Here is a 15,693-nt window from a genome sequence, read left to right as displayed (position 1 = left end):
CGCGGCGATCAGCCTGACGACCAGACCGACGACCGGTCCGATGTCCGGCCGGGGGGCCAGGACGGCGACAAGGGCGGCAACCAGGACAGCGATCAGCCCATTGTCGATCCCGGTGACCAGGACGGCGGCCACCCCGGCGATCCGGGGAAGGCCCCGGGCAGCGACCGGGGTGATGGGCAGGGCGGCGACCGGGGTGACGACCGGGGTGGTGCCAAGGACAAGACCGCCGTCGTGCCGCCGCCCGCCGAGCACACTCCCGACCGTCAGAAGCAGTCGGTGCCCGAAACCCCGGGAGAGCAGTCCGCCCGGCCGGACCAGGCGGGTCGGCACGGGGACGGCGCCGGGGGCAGTGGCAGCGGCAGCGTCGATACCAGTGGTATCGACGGCAGCGACGACCGGGACGGCCTGCCCGGCCCCGGCATTCCCCAGCCGGACGTCATCCGCCCCGGCGCGCCCGGCACATCGCCCGACGTGCCCGGCGACTCCGCGCCGTCGCGGCCGGGCCCGGAGGCGTCGGTACCGGACTCCCCCTCCTCCCCTTCATCGCCCTCGGACGGGAAGGGCGGACGAGGCGAGGGCAACCCCTCCTCCGACCTCGCCGGAATCCCCGACTCCGCCGACGGCACCAGCGAACTCAAGGCGGACAAAGGGGGCGAGGCTGGCCATAGTTCCCGACAGGGCGGTGACAGCATCCTCGGCCCGGTCGGACTGCCCGAAACCCTGCTCGGCGCCCCGCTGTTGGCCGCAGGTGTGCTGGCGGCGCTGGGCAGGCGGCGGCGCGCGGCGCTGTGGCGGTCGGTCACCCAAGCGGGCACGCGGCGGCGGCCGGGCGACGACTTCCCCGCGCCGAGCGAACCGGCGGCAGCCGCCGGGGACGCGCTGCTGGTCGGCGCCGACCCGGAGGCCGTGCGCTTCTTGGACCGCGCGCTGCGCGGACTGGCCGAGGACCTCGCCGAGCGGGGCAGGCCGCTGCCCGTCGTCTACGCGGCCTGGCTGAGCGGTCAGGAGCTGCACCTCCAACTCGCCGAGGAGTACGGGGCGCCGCCCGCGCCCTGGCGGTTCGGCCAGAGCCCGAGCTTCTGGACCATCCAGCGCGCACACACCCGTATCGACGTGGACGGCGCGGCGCCCGTCCCGTACCCGGGCCTCGTCAGCCTCGGGCTGCGCGGTACCACCCGGCTGCTGCTCAACCTGGAGGCGGTGCCGGGGCTCGTCTCGGTCGCCGGGAGCCAGGAGCAGCGCACCTCGCTCCTCGCCTCGATCGCCGCCGAACTGGCCACCGGAAGCTGGTCGGAGGGCGTCTCCCTCACGCTCGTCGGCTTCGGCGCCGAGCTGACGGCGCTGGCGCCCGGCCGTATGCGGCATCTCGCGAGCGTGGCCGAACTGCTGCGCGAGGAACGCGAGGGGGGTGCGGGGCGCGAGGCAGGGGGCGGGCGCTCCGTGCTGCGGGGGCCCCATGTGGTGCTCGTCGGAGGCGGCGGAAGTGGAGCAGGAAGTGGAGCCGGAAGCGGCGGTACCGGCTCCGGAAGTGGCAGCGGCTCCGACAACGGCAGCGACTCCGACAACGGCAGCGACTCCGGGGACGGCAGCGGCTCCGGCGGCGAAAGCGGCGGTGCGCCGGACGTGGATGAGGCGGCGCGGCTGGCCGAGCTGGCCTCGGGCGGCGTCGGATGTGTGGTCGGCCTCCCGGCCGGGGCGCTGCCCGGCGCCGTATGGGAGTTCGAGATCGGGGACGACGGCACCCTCGTCGCCCCGCGGATGGGCCTTGAGGTGAGCGCCCAGCTGTTGCCCGCGGACCAGCGCGCCGCCGTCGTCGAACTGTTCGCCGGAGCGGACGAGGACGACGCCGGGGCGGCGGGCGAAGGTCCGGCCTTCCGTGTGGACCTGAGCGACGGCGGACGGCCCGCCGTCTACGCGCGGCTGATGGGCCCGTACGAGATCCTCGGGCTGGAGGAGCCGGAGGAGTCGCGCAGCGCCCAGCTCCACGAGGCCCTGGCGCTGCTCCTGCTGCACCGCGAGGGCGTGCACCCCCGGGTGCTGGCCTCGGCGCTGTGGCCCAAGGGCGTCACGGACGACGTGGTCGAGGCGCTGGTCGAGCGGCTGCGCCATTGGCTGGGCATCGAGACCGACGGCACGCCCCGGCTGGGTACCGGGCCGGACGGCCGGCTGGTATTGCGGCCCTCCGTCGTCTCCGACTGGGACGTACTGCGCACCCTGCACCACGGCTGCACGGGCGAGCGCGGCGCCCGGCTCGCTCCGCGGCTCCGTCGGCGTCAGCTCGCGGACGCGCTGGAGCTGGCGCGCGGTCCCCTGCTCGCGGACCGGCCCGAGGGGCGGTACGGCTGGCTGGCGTACGAGGTGACCGAGGCGCAGCACCCGTTGGTCGTCGCCGAGACCGGGCTGGCGCTGGCCGTCGAACACTTGCGCGTCAGGGAGCCGGAGCAGGCCGTGGCCGCCGTCCGCGCGGCGCTGCGCAGCGCCCCGTCCGACGAGCGGCTGTGGGAACAACTGCTGCGCACGGCCCACGCCACCGGGAGCCAGGCGGAACTGGGCGAGGCCGTTCGCTGGGTGACGGAGCGCAGCGCTCGGCTGCACGGACCGGAGCGCGGCATGCCGCCGCGCACCGCCGCACTCCTGGACGAGCTGGCCCCGGGTCGGAACAGAGGCGGACCGGCGTGAGCCGAGTCAGCCCGGCAGGGCGCGATCGGTCCATCGGCACATATCGCCTGTAAGGCCCGAAAAAGAGCCATGGCCCGCGCCTTCGGGGGAAGAGGCGCGGGTCATGGCGGTCCTGCGGGACAAGTCCGGCGCTTCAGCCGACCTGAAGCCGGCCGGAACCTGAGTCGGCGGGAACCCGAGTCGGCCGGAACCTGAGTCAGCCGATCTGGAGCTTCTGTCCCGGGAAGATGAGGTCGGCGTCGTCGCCGACGGTGGACTTGTTGTCCTGGTACAGCGTGTGCCACGAGGTGTGGTGCGCCTCGGCGATCTTGGAGAGGGTGTCGCCGGACTTGACGGTGTAGTTGCCGTGGCCGGTCTGCGGCGCCTGCTTCGGCTGCGGCGCGCGCTGCTGCGGCTGGGCGGACCGCTGTTCGGGCTGGGCCTGCTGCTTCGGATGCTGCTTCTGCTGCGACTGCGCGCCGGAGTTGTTGCCGCTGCCACCGTCCGGGTTGACATTGGCGGCGGGGCCGCCGGAGGTCAGGCCGCCGGCTCCGGCGCAGGACCAGGCGCCGGGGCCCTGCATAGCGAGGAGCTTCTCTGCGGTGGCGATCTGCTGCTCCTTGGTGGCCTGGTCGGCGCGGGGAGCGTACTTGGTTCCGCCGGCGGCGGCCCAGCTGGAGTTGTTGAACTGGAGCCCGCCGTAGTAGCCGTTGCCGGTGTTGGCCTGCCAGTTACCGCTGGACTCGCACTGGGCGACCTTGTCCCACGTGTCCACGGAGGCGGCCTGCGCGCCGGTCGCGGACACGAGCGGGATCGTCACGGCTGCACCGGCGACGCCCGTCACGGTCGCGATACGGACGGCCTTGGAGGGACGACGGTGGCGGCCCTTTCCGGAGAACAGCATGTCTTTCTTCCTTACGGTCGCGGCTGTTCGCCACAGGAGTTCGCGGCGAACGTGTCGAGCGGAGCGACAGTAAGCACACGTGTCCGGATGCTCCAAGAAACTCCGGCAAAGATCGTTAAAGGCGCTTGACACGCAACAGCGGCATCCGTGCTGGTGATGCGCGTGCGGCCGGTCCGGCGGCGGCGGATGTGACGTAGCCGTCCGAGATAAGCGTCACAGGTGCGAAGTGCGTGTGTGCGAGGTGTGCCGCCAGGGGGCGCCGCTCCCGCCGGGCGCAGCTCGCCAAATCCCCCGTAGCGGATCAAATCTTCTCTAATGCGAGGGGTGTTCGGGGTCCTCCTCGGTCCGCCACCGCCCGCGCTCCTCCACTTGGATCGTCGCGTGTGTAATGCCGTACTCCCGTTCCAGCAGGGCGAGTACGGATTCCAGGACGCGGGTCGGGCTGCCTTCGTCGTCCAGGACGACATGGCCGGTCGCGGCGTCCATGCCCGAGGTGACCGTCCAGATGTGAAGGTCGTGTACATGTGCCACCCCGGGCAGGGCCGCGATCCTCGCCTCAACCTCCGCCACGTCCATGTCAGGTGGCGCGGCCTCCAGGAGGATCCGTACGGCCTGTCCCATCACGCGCGCCGCGCGCGGCAGGATGAACAGCCCGATGGTGACGCCCAGTACCGGGTCCACATAGCGCCAGCCGGTCGCCAGGATGACGCCCGCGCCGATGAGGACAGCGACCGAGCCCAGCAGGTCGCCCACGACCTCCAGATAGGCCGCCCTCAGGTTGAGGCTGTCCTGCGCCCCCGAGGACAGCAGTCGGAAGCTGACCAGGTTGACGATCAGGCCGCCCCCGGCCACCAGCAGCAGCGGCAGCCCCGGCACATTCGGCGGTGCGCCCCAGCGCAGCGCGGCCTCGACCAGGACATAGCCCGCTACTCCGAACAGCAGTACGCCATTGGCGAGCGCGGCCAGCACCTCCAGCCGGTACGTCCCGTAGGTGCGGCGGCGGGGCCCCGGCCGGTTGGCCAGGGTGATGGCGGCCAGCGCCATGCCGAGCCCGAGGACATCGGTGCCCATGTGGGCGGCGTCCGAGAGCAGTGCCAGTGAGCCGAAGGCAATGCCTCCGACGACCTCGGCCGCCATGTACGCCAGCGTGATCGCGAAGGCGATGGCCAACGGTCTGCGGTGGCGTGCTCCGGCGGAGCGCTGGGTGCCCGGATCGTGGGTGCCCGGACTGTGGGTGCCCGGACTGTGGGTGTCCGGGCGGTGGGCGTCCCGGCCGTGAGCGTGTCCCATGCCGCGAAACTAGCAAAGGGTATGAATGGCACATACGGGAAACGGGCGGCCCCGACGCGGGGGGCCGCCCGTTTTTCCGTCACCGGTTCAGGGGGTTACGAATGCAGAGGCTCAGCGACCCCCGGATCCCGAAGTTCAGGGATTCAAGGGGCCGGGGGCAGAGGGGCAGAGAGGCTGGGGGCTCGGGGCAGGGGCGCAGGGGCGCAGGAGTCACGACCAGATCTCGTCCACCCACTCCGGATGGTCGATAAACGGGTTCCGGTTGTGCTGGAACTTGTCGAATATCACCTGGTTCCGGTTCTTTTCGAAGTCGTTCGGCGGGTCCTCCTCGTTCCACTTCTTCATGACCGAGAGCCGCCCGATGTGGGGGGCCGAGCCGTTGTCCACCTTGTCGTTGGGCTCCAGGTCGGCGAAGGAGTCGTCGCCCTCGTAGCGCACGGCCATGTAGAGCGCCATCCGGGCCACATCGCCCTTCACCTCGTCGCGGGGCTCCCAGGAGTCGCCGTCGGTGAAGTTGCCGGGCGCCTCCTCGACCTCGTCACCGCCCTCGTCGAAGTCCTTGTTGCCGCGCGTGCTGTTGACCGAGACGTCGGCCGGACGCAGATGGTGGATGTCGGTGCCCGGACCCGCGCCCGTACCGAAGTCCCCGTGCGACTTGGCCCAGACATGCTCGCGGTTCCACTGGTCGGCCCCGCCGCCGTTCTCGTCCGCGCTCTGCGAACGGCCCGTGTAGAGCAGGATGACGTTCGAGGAGTTCGCCGGATCCTGGTCGGTGACCTTCAGCGCGTCCCACACCTGGCTGTAGGACAGCTTGTCCGCGTCCTTGATGATCCCGTGCAGCGCGGTCTTCAGTTCGGGACCGGTCTTGCCGAGCGCGTCCTTGTAGTAGTCGTCGTCGTACGGGCCGGTCGAAGCCGCCCCGCTCCCGCTCGCGGGGCCGGCCGCCGCCGTCTCCGTGCGGGGGGTGGGGGGAGCGGTCGCGCCGAACGCGGGTGCCTGCGCGGTCAGCGCCAGCAGCGCCGCACTGCCGACGACGGCCAGCGGACGCCATGTGACGCGCGTAGCACGGTGGTTGCGAGGAGCGCGGGATGCACGCATGGGGGGTCCTCTCGGTTCTGCGGAACCCGCCCGGTGGACCAACTTCCCCGAGCGCGGCCCGCGATGGGCATACGGCGGGGGAGCCTGCCACAAATTCGAACTGGCGCAAGGGGGCCGGACGTACGAACCGCACGCCGGTCGGAGGGATTCGCGCCCCGAAGATCCACGTTCGGTGCTCCGAAGGCTCACGTGGGGCGCGCGCTGAAGGCTCACGTGGGGTGCGCCGAAGGTCCCGGCTTCGCCGGGAGGGACTCTGGCGATCGACTCCAACTGGCGTTCGGGTACTCTCGCCGACCCGCGACCTGCCGTGCCGCTGCGCGACAGATCGTGTCCTCGAAATGTTGTGCCCCTGCCGCCCGTTGACTGTTCAGCCATGCCACGCGCCACCTACTCGCCGAAGTGGAGCCCGCCGAAGTGGAGCGCCCCCCGATGCCGACGATCACCGTGCTCACCCCCGTCCACGAAGGCGGCGATCGCTACCTCTCCGAGCTGTACGAATGTCTGGCGGAACAGAGCCTTCCGGAGGGCTGGCGACTGGAGTGGGTGCTCCAGGAGGACGGCCGCACCGGCCGCCCGCTCTCCGCCGTTCCGGATGCTCCGTGGATCTCCAAGGGGGACGGGCGTTGGGGAGGCGCTTCGCAGGCCCGCACCCTGGGACTGGCACGGGCGACCGGGACCCTGCTGCGGTGCGTGGACGCGGACGACCTGCTGCCGGACTCCGAAACGCTCGCCCGCGACATCGAAGTCCTGGCGGCCGACCCGGCATTGGGCTGGACCGTCGCACCGTGTCTGGACTTCTTCCCCGACGGCCGCCGCGAGCCCGGCCCGTACGACCCGGATCCGGGCCCGCTGGCACCAGGGGCGCTGCTCGCCGGGGCGCGCGGTGGCGCGTTTCCCGTCATGGGCACGACGCTCACCGTCCGCACGGAAATCGTGCGGCTGATAGGGGGCTGGCCGGCGATACCCGCCTTCGAGGACGCGGCCGTCGCGCTCTTCTGCGAAGCCGTGAGCCCGGGGTGGATGCAGAGCCTGCCCGGTGAGCTGTACCGCAAGCACCACGCACAGCACACCGCGAGCCCGGCCTACCACGACGCCGAGGAGACCCGGGTGCGCCGGCAGATCGTCATCGACCGCGCCGAGGCCCTCCACACGCGCGGCTGGCGCTGGACCCCGCAGGTATTGGAACGGGCCCCGCTGATGCCGGAACGTGCCCCGCGGGTGCCGGCGCAGGCCCCGCTGCTGCTGGAGACCGCCTCCGGCACTTGCGGCTGACCCTCCCCGCAGGCACCCCGCAGGCACCCCGCAGGCACCCCGCAGGAACAGCGGCACAAGTGACACAAGGAGAGGCGCGTGAACGATCTGCGGTCCGTGCTGTGGCTCGGAGGCCCCCCGGCAGCGGGAAAGTCGACCGTCGCCCAGCGCATCGCCCGGCGGCACGGGCTGCGCTGGTACAACTCGGACGCCCACACTTGGGAGCACCGCGACAGGGCCGTCGCCCGCGGCCACCCGGCGGCGATCCGGTACGAGCGGACGCCCGTCCCTGAGCGCTGGAGCACCTCGCTGGAGGAGCGGCTCGTGATGTCGCTGCACCATGAGCGCGGACCGATGGTCCTTGAGGACCTCCGCACGCTCCCGCCCGCGCCCCTCACCATTGCCGAGGGCACCCCGATAACACCGCAGATCACCGGCCCGCACAGCGGCGTATGGCTGTTGCCGACGCCGGAGGTGCAGCGCTCCCGGCTCGCGCGACGGGATCTGCTGCCCGAAGTACGGGAGCTGTACGAGTACTTGGCGGACGAGATCGCCACCCAGGTCGGAAAGCATGAGGCGCGCACCGTGATCATCGACGGCTCCCGCTCGGTGGAGGAGGTCGCGGCCGAGGTCGAGGCGCTCTTCGCGGACGCGCTCGCGGAGGGGCCGAGGGCCATGTCGCCCGCGGAGCGGCGCCGGATGCTGCGCTACGCCAACAGGTCCTTCGTATCCCAGTACCTGACGTTCTTCACCCGCCCCTGGGCGCGGGCGCTCGGCGGCACCGGGGATGTGGTGCTTCCGTTCCTGTGCGAGTGCGCGCACGAGAGCTGCCAGGAGAATGTCGAGTTCGCCGTCGCCGACTTCCGGGAGCCGCCGGACGGAATATCCCCGGCCGTACTGGCTCCGGGACACACCGGGACACCCGGAGATCAGCCCCTGCTGTGACCGGGGCGCCCCGCTCTGGGGCCCGGCCGCCTGCCGCGCGCTCTGGGGCCCGGCCGCCTGCCGCGGCGCTCTGGGGCCCGGCCGCCTGCCGCGCGGTGATGCTCGGCACCCCGGGCCGGGCACTCGCCCGTCAAGGCCCTGAGATGACGCTCACCAGCCCGGTGGTCTGGCCGTGCCCATCGCGCGGGTGACGGCGATCTCGATCACGACCCGTTCGGGGTTGGGGCGGGGTGGTTTGTAGCGGCGGGTGTAGCGGGCTTCCGCGTCCGCGACGGAGTCCGGGTCGTCGCGGATCACGGCCGTGCCCTCCAGGGTGCACCAGCGCCGTCCCTCCGCCTGGCTCACGGCGACGGCGACCCCCGGCCCGGCCGCCAGTACGTTGCGCACCTTTTTGCTGGAGCGGCTGCTGATGACCCGTGCGAGGCGCGTCTCGGGGTCGTAGGTGACCCCCACGGGCACCAGGTGGGGAGTGCCGTCAGGGCGGGGCGTCGTCAGGAAACACGTTCTGCGCTCCTCCCAGAAACCGGTTTCCGGTGATGGCCCGGCCGCGGACGGCTCGGGGGCCGACGCACCAGGCAGCGGTGGGGGCTCGGGCGGTGGCGGGGGCTGTGCGCTCAACGGAAATCCTTCATCGGGTCGGATCGGGCGGTCGGCGGGGGCGACGCGAATAACCGTACGCGGCGCCCGAGATGCCCCGTACCGGTGCTGGCCCCCGGGGCTGATGTCCGCAACGACCGTGCTGGGCAGCTCAGTTGGTGCGGTCGGACCAGCCGGTGGGGAGGTCGCCGGGGGCGATGGAGACGGCGTCCTCGTCGTTCTGCCCGACGAATTCGTCAAGGGTGATCTTCGCGAATTCGGGGACCTCGTAGAGGGGGTAGGTGGGGCCCGCGTCGCGGTAGGCGCGCATCTGGTCGAGGTGGTGGTTCTGGAAGAGGACGGTGCGTTCGCCGTGGGCCCTGATCCACTCGGGGAAGAAGATCACGCCGTGCAGGACGCGTTCGGCGGGGAGGATGTTGACGGACACCGCGGTGCCGGTGGGTTCGCTCCAGGAGACCTTGTAGACGCCGGGGGCGAGCGCGACGAGATCGACCTTCTGGTCCTTGACCCAGCGTCCGCCGACGTGGCCGGAGTGGATGCGGTAGTCGATGGTGGTGGCGTTCTTCACGTACATCTCGTACTGCCAGCCGTTGGCGTAGGTGTAGATGAAGCGGTGGCCGAGGACGTCGGTGAGGTCCTGCGGCGGGACGGGGTGCTCGACGCTGGTCGGGTACGTGGCGGTGGTCTGCGCGGTCATGGTGATGCTGCTTCTCTCTGTGTTTCTCCGTGCTGGTGCATAGCGGTTGATGCCGGTTCGTACTGCTCGGCGCTGCTTCGTATGCGGGGGCCGGGCAGGAGCGGGCGGGTTCCCGAGGGCCGGTATCTCATTCAATTTTGCAGCAAAACTATTTTGATGCAAATGGGTGCCTTGGGGTCCGGCAGAATGAGGGGCGTGAACAGCAGTGACGCCGCCCCGCCGGACCCCGCCGCCCTTGAGTTCAGCCGCCTCCTCGGCCCGCTCCGGCGGGCGGTGCTGCGAGCGAGCCGGAGCGCCGCCGACCTCCCGGACCTGCCCGAGGCCCAGATCGAACTCCTCCGGGTACTGGCGGACGGGCCGCTGGCACCCCGTGAGGCCGCGGCACGGCTGCGGGTCGCGGCATCCACGGTCAGCAACCTGGTCAAGGCGATGCGCGCGGCCGGCCTGGTGGAGCGCACCGCCGACCCCCATGACGCGCGCACCGTCCTGCTCACCGCCACCCGTGCCGCCCACGATCTGCTCGGCCGCTACGACCGGGCCAGCGCGCGGGTCCTCGCCCGCACTCTCGACGGTCTGCCCCCGGCCGACCGCGAGGCGTTCCACGCGGCGCTCCCGGCACTCGCGCGCCTGACAGACCGCCTGGAAGGGAACTGATCGCCACCGGCCGCGCCGAGGTCGAGGGCCGTCGTGGGCGTCGGTGCGGGCGCTGGTGCGGGCACCGTCTCGCCCCGCTGCCGCGTTGTCGGGCCGGGGCCGAGGCCGAGGCCGGGGCCGGGGCCGGGGCGCGGTTCCGTCACCGGTTCAACCGGTGACCGCTGGAAGAGGGACGGGTGGGTCGGCCGGGTGGGCGCGGAGCGACTGGAGCAGGAGAGCCACCAGGCGGCGGGAGGCGGCCGGGGCGGAATCCGGGGCGTTCGCGACGATCCCCGCGTTGGCCATGAGGAGGAGTCGGAGGTCTCCCGGTCCGAAGTCGGCACGCAACTGCCCGCTCTCCTTCGCGCGTCGGGTCAGTGCCGCGAATCCGCGCGCGTTGTGGTCCAGGCTGCGCGCGAAGCCGGCCTCGTCGGAGACGTTGGCGAGCGAAGCCCGGGAGAAACCTCTGTCCACGGCCTGCATGGCGCACACCTTCTCGATCACCATGCAGAAACCGCGCCACGGGTCGGATTCGGCGAGGGCGTCGTCCACAAGGGCCACGCAGGCCGCCATCTGTGCGGCGAACACCTCACTGACGAGCGCCTCCTTGGTGGGGAAGCGGCGGTAGAGCGTCGCGACACCGACTCCCGCACGCCGGGCGACCTCGCGCATCGTCACCTCCTCCAGGCCCCGCGTAGCGAAGGACTGCCGGGCGGCCTCGATGATGCGGTGACGATTGTCGAGCGCGTCGGCGCGCAGCGCCCTCGGCGCGTCATCCGGCCGTGGGGACACAAGGGTGGTCATACGTTCCACCCTAGGGCAAGTGGACGTGCTGTTCCGGTTCGGCGGACGCCGTCCTGACGCTGTGGACGACCGCGAGCTGGTGCAGAACGGGGCGCCCGCGCACCCGCGTTGACGACGCGGCCGACGGCGCCTGCCCGCCGGGCCGCGTCGGCAACTGAAGGAGCGCGGCCCCGTACGAGGGCGCGTGCGTCCTCGTGCGGCGCCCGGCGTCACGCGTTCGGCTCGAAGGGGATTCCGGTCGGCTTGGCCTTCTCCAGATGGCTGTTGAACGTGTCGTCCTTGATACCGAGGAGCGCGCTGCCGAAGTCGGCCTGGGTCAGCTTGTCGCGCAGGCCCGCCGGATAGCCGTCCCAGCCGACCAGGGCGGGGTACTGCCAGGTGCCCTTGTGGTTCTCCGGCGGCTCGTCGTTGGTGTTGGCGGCGCGGAAGCAGTGCGTGCTGATGCCGTCCTTGTGGTAGACGACCTTGGGGTGGGTGCCCTCGAAGGGCAGGTCGGCGCGCTTGTGCACGGTGAAGCCGCCGTGTGCGGAGGTCGAGACGTACTCCGCCTGGTCGTTGTGCACCCACACCACGACGTGCTCCCAGTCGTGGCGGTGTCCCGCGCTGCCGCCGCCGAGCGCCGCCTGGTCCTTCTCGAAGTAGGAGGCGTACACGATGGCGCACCAGTCGTTGTCGCACTTGGAGCGGGAGTACCCGTTGGTGTTCTCCAGGTCGGACAGGTCACGGCAGTTGCCGTTGACGTCGCCGCCGAGCTTGAGGCCCTCCGCGAGGGTGCCGTCGGGGCCGATCGCGGGGGTGGCGTAGCAGCCGTCGGTGTCGTAGTCGTAGGCGGGCTGGAATGTGCGTTCCCTGTCGGTGGCGTTGCCGGGCAGTGCCGGCGGAGGCGCGGCCAGCGCGGTGCCCGGCAGGCCGATCACCAGTGCCACGGCCCCGGCGAGAGCCGCCGGGGCCGTAGGGGACCAGCGTCGTGCGGGCCGCGATCCGGCCCCGCGCCCGGTCCGGGGGCTATGACGGGCATTCGCCTGGGATGTCTCGCTCACGGGTCCTCCTCGTCCTCCGGCGGCGCCAACTCTGCTGCTGCGGCGCGCGATTCAGGTTTCCCTCTGGTCACTTCCGTGCCAAGAGGGCCTGACCGTGTTGCGCGCGAAGGGCGAGGTCGGCGGGCGCGGGCGCGGACGGCGAGCTGGGGGCGGACCGAGGGGCGCGGGTGCCCCGCGCCCCGTGTGTCGCGTGTGACGGGAGTCACTTAAGGGAGGGAAGACCGGGCCTCTTGTCAAATATCCAGGATCCTGTTTACTGTCCAGTCGTGAACGGTTTCGACGAGCGTTTCCTCACCCGCAACGGACTGGCGGCCCGCCAGCTCGCGGCCCTCCTGCTGGGCCATGAGCCGGACACCCGCCTGCCCCGGGTCCGCGACCTCGCCGAACAGCTGAAGTGCGGCAACGGCACCATCCAGGCGGCGCTCCGGCTGCTGGAGGAGTCGGGCGCCATCGAGACGGCGGCCCGCGGACACCTCGGCACCTTCCTCGTCCACTCGGACCGCTCCGTACTGTGGCGGCTCTCCGGACTGGGCACCCTGCTCGCCGCGATGCCCCTGCCCTACTCCCGCCGCTACGAGGGCCTCGCCACCGGATTGCGGGCCGCCTTCGACGAGGCGGGCACCCCCTTCGCCGTGACGTTCATGCGCGGCGCGGGGACGCGCACCACGGCCCTGCTGGAAGGCAAGGCCGACCTCGTCGTCCTCTCCCGCTTCGCCGCCGACCGGCTCATCGAGGAGCATCCGGACACGCTGTCGCTGGTGGTGGACCTCGGCCCCGCCACCTACGTCGGAGCCCACGGTTTCCTGCTGCGCGAGGGCGCCTCGCTCCAGGCCGAGGGGCTGCGCATCGCGGTCGACCACGCCTCGGAAGACCAGCGGATGCTCGCCGAGCGGGCGTTCGCCGGGCGCGACATCGAGTGGATCGAGTGCTCGTACATGCAGCTGGGCGAGCTGTTCGCCCAGGACCGCATCGACGTCACCGTCTGGAACCTCGACGAGGTGCAGGGCAGCCACGGCATGAACGTGGACGTGCTGCCGCTGGGCGATGAGATAACGCGGGACCTGTCCCTGCGGAATTCCAGCGCCGCGGTCATCGGCAGGGCCGAGAGCGAGACGGCCCTGAACGCCGTCCGCGACGCGATCGACCCCGCGCGGGTGACGGCGCTCCAGACCGAAGTGCTCCGAGGTGACCGGATGCCCTCGTACTGAACCCCGCCACCGGATGCTTCGGCGCCGGCCCGCACCGTCAGAATCCAGAATCCCGATTTCTGTGGGGAATTGAGGAGGCCGCAATGGACGACCAGCTCGCGCTCCGTATCCAGCTCTTCCGAGAGGGCGGTCAAGTCCGGCCGGAGGCCGTCGACTTCGTCGAGACGGAGCTGGCCGCGCTCGCCGACGAGGGCCGGCCCGTCACCGAGAAGACCGCCGGGATGCTCACCAGCCACCTGATGATGGCGCTGACCCGGCTGCTGGACGGCGAGCCCATCGAAGCGTTCCTCACCGACGAGCAGGTGGCGGCCGAGCTGGAGGGGCATCCCGACGCCGTCGCCCGCGCCCGGCGCACCGCGGCCCGCGCGAGCGCCGAACTCGGCGCCGACCTGCCCGCCTCCGAGGTCAACTTCCTCGCGATGCACCTGGCCGTCCTCGACCAGCGCGTGACATGAAAACGCACGGCATCCGGTACGTGACAAGACCACACGGCATCCGGTACCGGCCGATAGCGCACGGCAACCGGTGCCGCCGTTCCTCGACACCATCCGGTGCGCGGCCGTTCCTCACCCCGCCCGGTCGCGGCCGTTTCTCGCACCATCCGGTGCGCGGCCGTCTTCTCGCACCATCCGGTGCGGCCGTTCCTCGACCAGAACCACAAGCGAGCCCAGAGAGGCGCCAGCCATGACGAAGATCCTCACCGGCGGAGTCGGCAAGACCGAGGTCGCCCACGCCGTCACCGCCCTCGGCCTGGATGGCGTACACGTCGCCGTCTCCAGCGACATGGACGCGGCGATGAAGCTGCGCGCCGGGCAGGCCGACTACTACCTGGGCACCTGCCACACCGGCGCGGGCGCCTCCCTCGGCGTTCTGGTGGGCCTGATGGGGCAGCCCGCCTGCCACACCTTCGGCCGGAGCATTCCGTCCGAGGACGACGTCGCCGCCCTTCTCGCCGACGGCAAGAAGGTCTTCGGCTTCGCCATGGACCAGATCGACACCGTCGCCCCGCTGATCGCCCGCGCCATCGCCGCGCGCGGCGCGTGACCGGGCCCGATACGCCCCGGGTGTGAGGGAGTAACCCATGAGCAGCACCGTGATTCCACTGGCGGCCGGAGCCGGGCTCGACTTCTCGCTGCCCCAGCAGCTCACCGTCATCGCCCTGTGCGCACTGACCGCGTTCATCTCGCACATGGCCCTGGCCGTCTTCAACGACGGCGTGCGCCCGTTCATGCTGGACTTCATCCAGGGGCGCACCACCCGCACGGCCACCACGGCGGTCTCCTTCGGGCTGTCCGCCGGATTCATCTTCGGGCTGGGCGCCCCGATGGCGCTCTCCTCCGGTGTCCTGAATCCGTGGCTGCTCTTCCTCCCCACCGACATCCTGGGCCTCCTGTCGCCCAAGAAGTGGCTCGCGCCGATCCTGGGCGCTGCCTGGGGCGCGGTGGTCGTCTTCGGGCTGGGCGGCGCCAACAACCTGGCGCACGACCTGCCGGTGGACTTCCTGACGGCGATGCAGCAGATGTCCACGCCGATCCTGTTCCTGTTCACGCTGTTCCCGGTGCTCGCCATCACCAAGCAGTTCGGGCGCGGGTGGGGCGGGATCGCGGGCGTCGTCGAACTGGCCCTCGTCGTACTGACGATGAAGCTGTGGCCGAACATGTTCGCGGGCGCGCTCGCCATGGCCGTCGGCGTCCTGCTGCTGATCGGACTGGCCATCTCCCGCGACCTCAAGCAGCGCAGGCTCGACCGTGCCACGGCAGCCCAGGCGGACGCCAAGGGCCCGGCAGCGGGGGCAGGTCCGGCAGCCGGGACGGCTCCGGGGGGCGGCGCCCCGGGCGCCGGGGCGCCGGCCGCGGGCGAAGAACCGGCCGACGAACCGGCCGACGACCCGATGGCCTCGCTCTTCAGCGCCAGCGCCGCCCGGCTGCGCCGCTACCTGCCGCTGTTCATGGTGCTCGGCGCGGGCGTCTGCCTCCTGGCGCAGATGCACATATTCGGCGGCGGGGAGGCCACCAGCTTCCTCATAGCGAAGGGGCAGTACGCGGAGGCGGCCCAGGTCGACTTCTACCGGGTGTTCGGCTTCGTCCCGCTGATCGCGACCACAGCCCTCGCCTCCGGCGCATACGGCATCGCGGGCTTCACGCTCGTCTACCCCCTCGGCTACCTGATGCCGAACCCGGTGCTCGCCCTCGCCGTGGGGGCCGCGGTCTTCGCGCTGGAGGTGCTGGCGCTCTCCTACATCGGCAAGGTCCTCGGGAAGCTGCCGAGCGTGCGGGACTCCTCCGAGCACCTGCGCGGAGCGATCTCCGAGACGCTCCAACTGGCCATCCTGTTCGGCTCGCTGATGGCCGCCAACGCGATGGGCGCGGGCCTGGGCATCCTCGTCGTCGGCGGGCTCTACCTGCTCAACGAGGCCATGGGGCGGCCCGTCGTCCGGATGGCGGCGGCCCCGGCCGCGGTGATCGTCGGCGGCATCCTGCTCAACGTCCTGTACTGGCTCGACCTGTTCACCCCCGTCAAGGGCTGAGCAGCGAGCCGGGCAAGGCACCACGCCAGAAGGGCACCGCA

General features: G+C 71.6%; 15 protein-coding genes. 8 read left to right on the top strand and 7 right to left on the bottom strand.

The features are described from left to right. The first annotated feature begins 1,356 nt into the window (after positions 1–1,356). Positions 1,357–2,679, top strand: coding sequence for a BTAD domain-containing putative transcriptional regulator (locus ABD339_RS33805; protein ID WP_425576002.1), 1,323 nt, complete (start codon positions 1,357–1,359; stop codon positions 2,677–2,679). Positions 2,680–2,875: 196 nt separating this feature from the next. Here ABD339_RS33805 and ABD339_RS15175 read toward each other — a convergent pair whose 3' ends face one another. From ABD339_RS15175 to ABD339_RS15165, 3 genes are all read right to left on the bottom strand, one after another. Further along, positions 2,876–3,562, bottom strand: coding sequence for a transglycosylase family protein (locus ABD339_RS15175; protein WP_344566251.1), 687 nt, complete (start codon positions 3,560–3,562; stop codon positions 2,876–2,878). 312 nt (positions 3,563–3,874) lie between these two features. Continuing rightward, positions 3,875–4,852, bottom strand: coding sequence for a cation diffusion facilitator family transporter (locus ABD339_RS15170; protein ID WP_344566249.1), 978 nt, complete (start codon positions 4,850–4,852; stop codon positions 3,875–3,877). Positions 4,853–5,062: 210 nt separating this feature from the next. Next, entirely contained in the window at positions 5,063–5,950 is an 888-nt protein-coding gene (locus tag ABD339_RS15165) for an endonuclease I family protein (RefSeq protein WP_344566245.1), read from the bottom strand. Positions 5,951–6,379: 429 nt separating this feature from the next. Here ABD339_RS15165 and ABD339_RS15160 point away from each other — a divergent pair, with 429 nt between their 5' ends. Next, the gene (locus ABD339_RS15160; protein ID WP_344566243.1) at positions 6,380–7,222 is read left to right on the top strand and encodes a GltA; all 843 of its coding nucleotides are present in this window, start codon (positions 6,380–6,382) and stop codon (positions 7,220–7,222) included. Positions 7,223–7,300: 78 nt separating this feature from the next. Beyond that, on the top strand, positions 7,301–8,146 hold the full coding sequence (locus ABD339_RS15155; RefSeq protein ID WP_344566241.1) for a hypothetical protein: 846 nt from the start codon (positions 7,301–7,303) through the stop codon (positions 8,144–8,146). 150 nt (positions 8,147–8,296) lie between these two features. Here ABD339_RS15155 and ABD339_RS15150 read toward each other — a convergent pair whose 3' ends face one another. Further along, positions 8,297–8,725, bottom strand: a complete 429-nt coding sequence (locus tag ABD339_RS15150; protein ID WP_344566645.1) for a pyridoxamine 5'-phosphate oxidase family protein — start codon at positions 8,723–8,725, stop codon at positions 8,297–8,299. A gap of 169 nt (positions 8,726–8,894) precedes the next feature. Then, a complete protein-coding gene (locus ABD339_RS15145; RefSeq protein ID WP_344566239.1) occupies positions 8,895–9,440 on the bottom strand; it encodes a phenolic acid decarboxylase in 546 nt (181 codons plus the stop codon). Positions 9,441–9,635: 195 nt separating this feature from the next. Between ABD339_RS15145 and ABD339_RS15140 the strand changes: the two genes are divergently transcribed. Continuing rightward, complete coding sequence (locus ABD339_RS15140) at positions 9,636–10,094, top strand: MarR family winged helix-turn-helix transcriptional regulator (protein WP_344566237.1); 459 nt, start codon at positions 9,636–9,638, stop codon at positions 10,092–10,094. Positions 10,095–10,241: 147 nt separating this feature from the next. Here the strand turns inward: ABD339_RS15140 and ABD339_RS15135 are convergent, their stop codons facing one another. Together ABD339_RS15135 and ABD339_RS15130 are read right to left on the bottom strand one after the other, a co-directional pair. Then, positions 10,242–10,877: a TetR/AcrR family transcriptional regulator gene (locus ABD339_RS15135; RefSeq protein ID WP_344566235.1), complete on the bottom strand. Its 636-nt coding sequence runs from the start codon at positions 10,875–10,877 to the stop codon at positions 10,242–10,244. Positions 10,878–11,086: 209 nt separating this feature from the next. After that, positions 11,087–11,803: an NPP1 family protein gene (locus tag ABD339_RS15130; protein WP_344566233.1), complete on the bottom strand. Its 717-nt coding sequence runs from the start codon at positions 11,801–11,803 to the stop codon at positions 11,087–11,089. Between the two features lie 380 nt (positions 11,804–12,183). On the opposite strand from ABD339_RS15130, the gene yhfZ reads away from it, so the two are divergent. The 4 genes from yhfZ to ABD339_RS15110 all read left to right on the top strand — a co-directional run bounded on the left by yhfZ (position 12,184) and on the right by ABD339_RS15110 (position 15,652). Continuing rightward, positions 12,184–13,125: a GntR family transcriptional regulator YhfZ gene (gene yhfZ, locus ABD339_RS15125; RefSeq protein WP_344566231.1), complete on the top strand. Its 942-nt coding sequence runs from the start codon at positions 12,184–12,186 to the stop codon at positions 13,123–13,125. An 83-nt stretch (positions 13,126–13,208) separates the two neighbouring features. Further along, on the top strand, positions 13,209–13,580 hold the full coding sequence (locus ABD339_RS15120) for a PRD domain-containing protein (protein WP_344566230.1): 372 nt from the start codon (positions 13,209–13,211) through the stop codon (positions 13,578–13,580). Between the two features lie 229 nt (positions 13,581–13,809). After that, entirely contained in the window at positions 13,810–14,169 is a 360-nt protein-coding gene (locus tag ABD339_RS15115; protein ID WP_344566228.1) for a DUF2620 domain-containing protein, read from the top strand. Positions 14,170–14,206: 37 nt separating this feature from the next. Next, on the top strand, positions 14,207–15,652 hold the full coding sequence (locus ABD339_RS15110) for a YhfT family protein (RefSeq protein WP_344566226.1): 1,446 nt from the start codon (positions 14,207–14,209) through the stop codon (positions 15,650–15,652). Positions 15,653–15,693 lie beyond the last annotated feature (41 nt).

This window comes from Streptomyces axinellae, from assembly GCF_039532135.1.
GTDB classification, from domain to species: Bacteria; Actinomycetota; Actinomycetes; order Streptomycetales; family Streptomycetaceae; genus Streptomyces; species Streptomyces axinellae.
The sequence above is the reverse complement of the archived record's forward strand: the minus strand, read 5'-3'. Positions and strand labels throughout refer to the sequence as shown.

Excerpts from the sequence above, each read along its gene's own strand:
- ABD339_RS15135 (WP_344566235.1), bottom strand. The coding sequence starts at position 10,877 with ATGACCACCCTTGTGTCCCCACGGCCGGATGACGCGCCGAGGGCGCTG.
- ABD339_RS15110 (WP_344566226.1), top strand. The coding sequence starts at position 14,207 with ATGAGCAGCACCGTGATTCCACTGGCGGCCGGAGCCGGGCTCGACTTC.
- ABD339_RS33805 (WP_425576002.1), top strand. The coding sequence starts at position 1,357 with ATGCGGCATCTCGCGAGCGTGGCCGAACTGCTGCGCGAGGAACGCGAG.
- ABD339_RS15115 (WP_344566228.1), top strand. The coding sequence starts at position 13,810 with ATGACGAAGATCCTCACCGGCGGAGTCGGCAAGACCGAGGTCGCCCAC.
- ABD339_RS15175 (WP_344566251.1), bottom strand. The coding sequence starts at position 3,562 with ATGCTGTTCTCCGGAAAGGGCCGCCACCGTCGTCCCTCCAAGGCCGTC.
- ABD339_RS15170 (WP_344566249.1), bottom strand. The coding sequence starts at position 4,852 with ATGGGACACGCTCACGGCCGGGACGCCCACCGCCCGGACACCCACAGT.
- ABD339_RS15165 (WP_344566245.1), bottom strand. The coding sequence starts at position 5,950 with ATGCGTGCATCCCGCGCTCCTCGCAACCACCGTGCTACGCGCGTCACA.
- ABD339_RS15160 (WP_344566243.1), top strand. The coding sequence starts at position 6,380 with ATGCCGACGATCACCGTGCTCACCCCCGTCCACGAAGGCGGCGATCGC.
- ABD339_RS15120 (WP_344566230.1), top strand. The coding sequence starts at position 13,209 with ATGGACGACCAGCTCGCGCTCCGTATCCAGCTCTTCCGAGAGGGCGGT.
- ABD339_RS15145 (WP_344566239.1), bottom strand. The coding sequence starts at position 9,440 with ATGACCGCGCAGACCACCGCCACGTACCCGACCAGCGTCGAGCACCCC.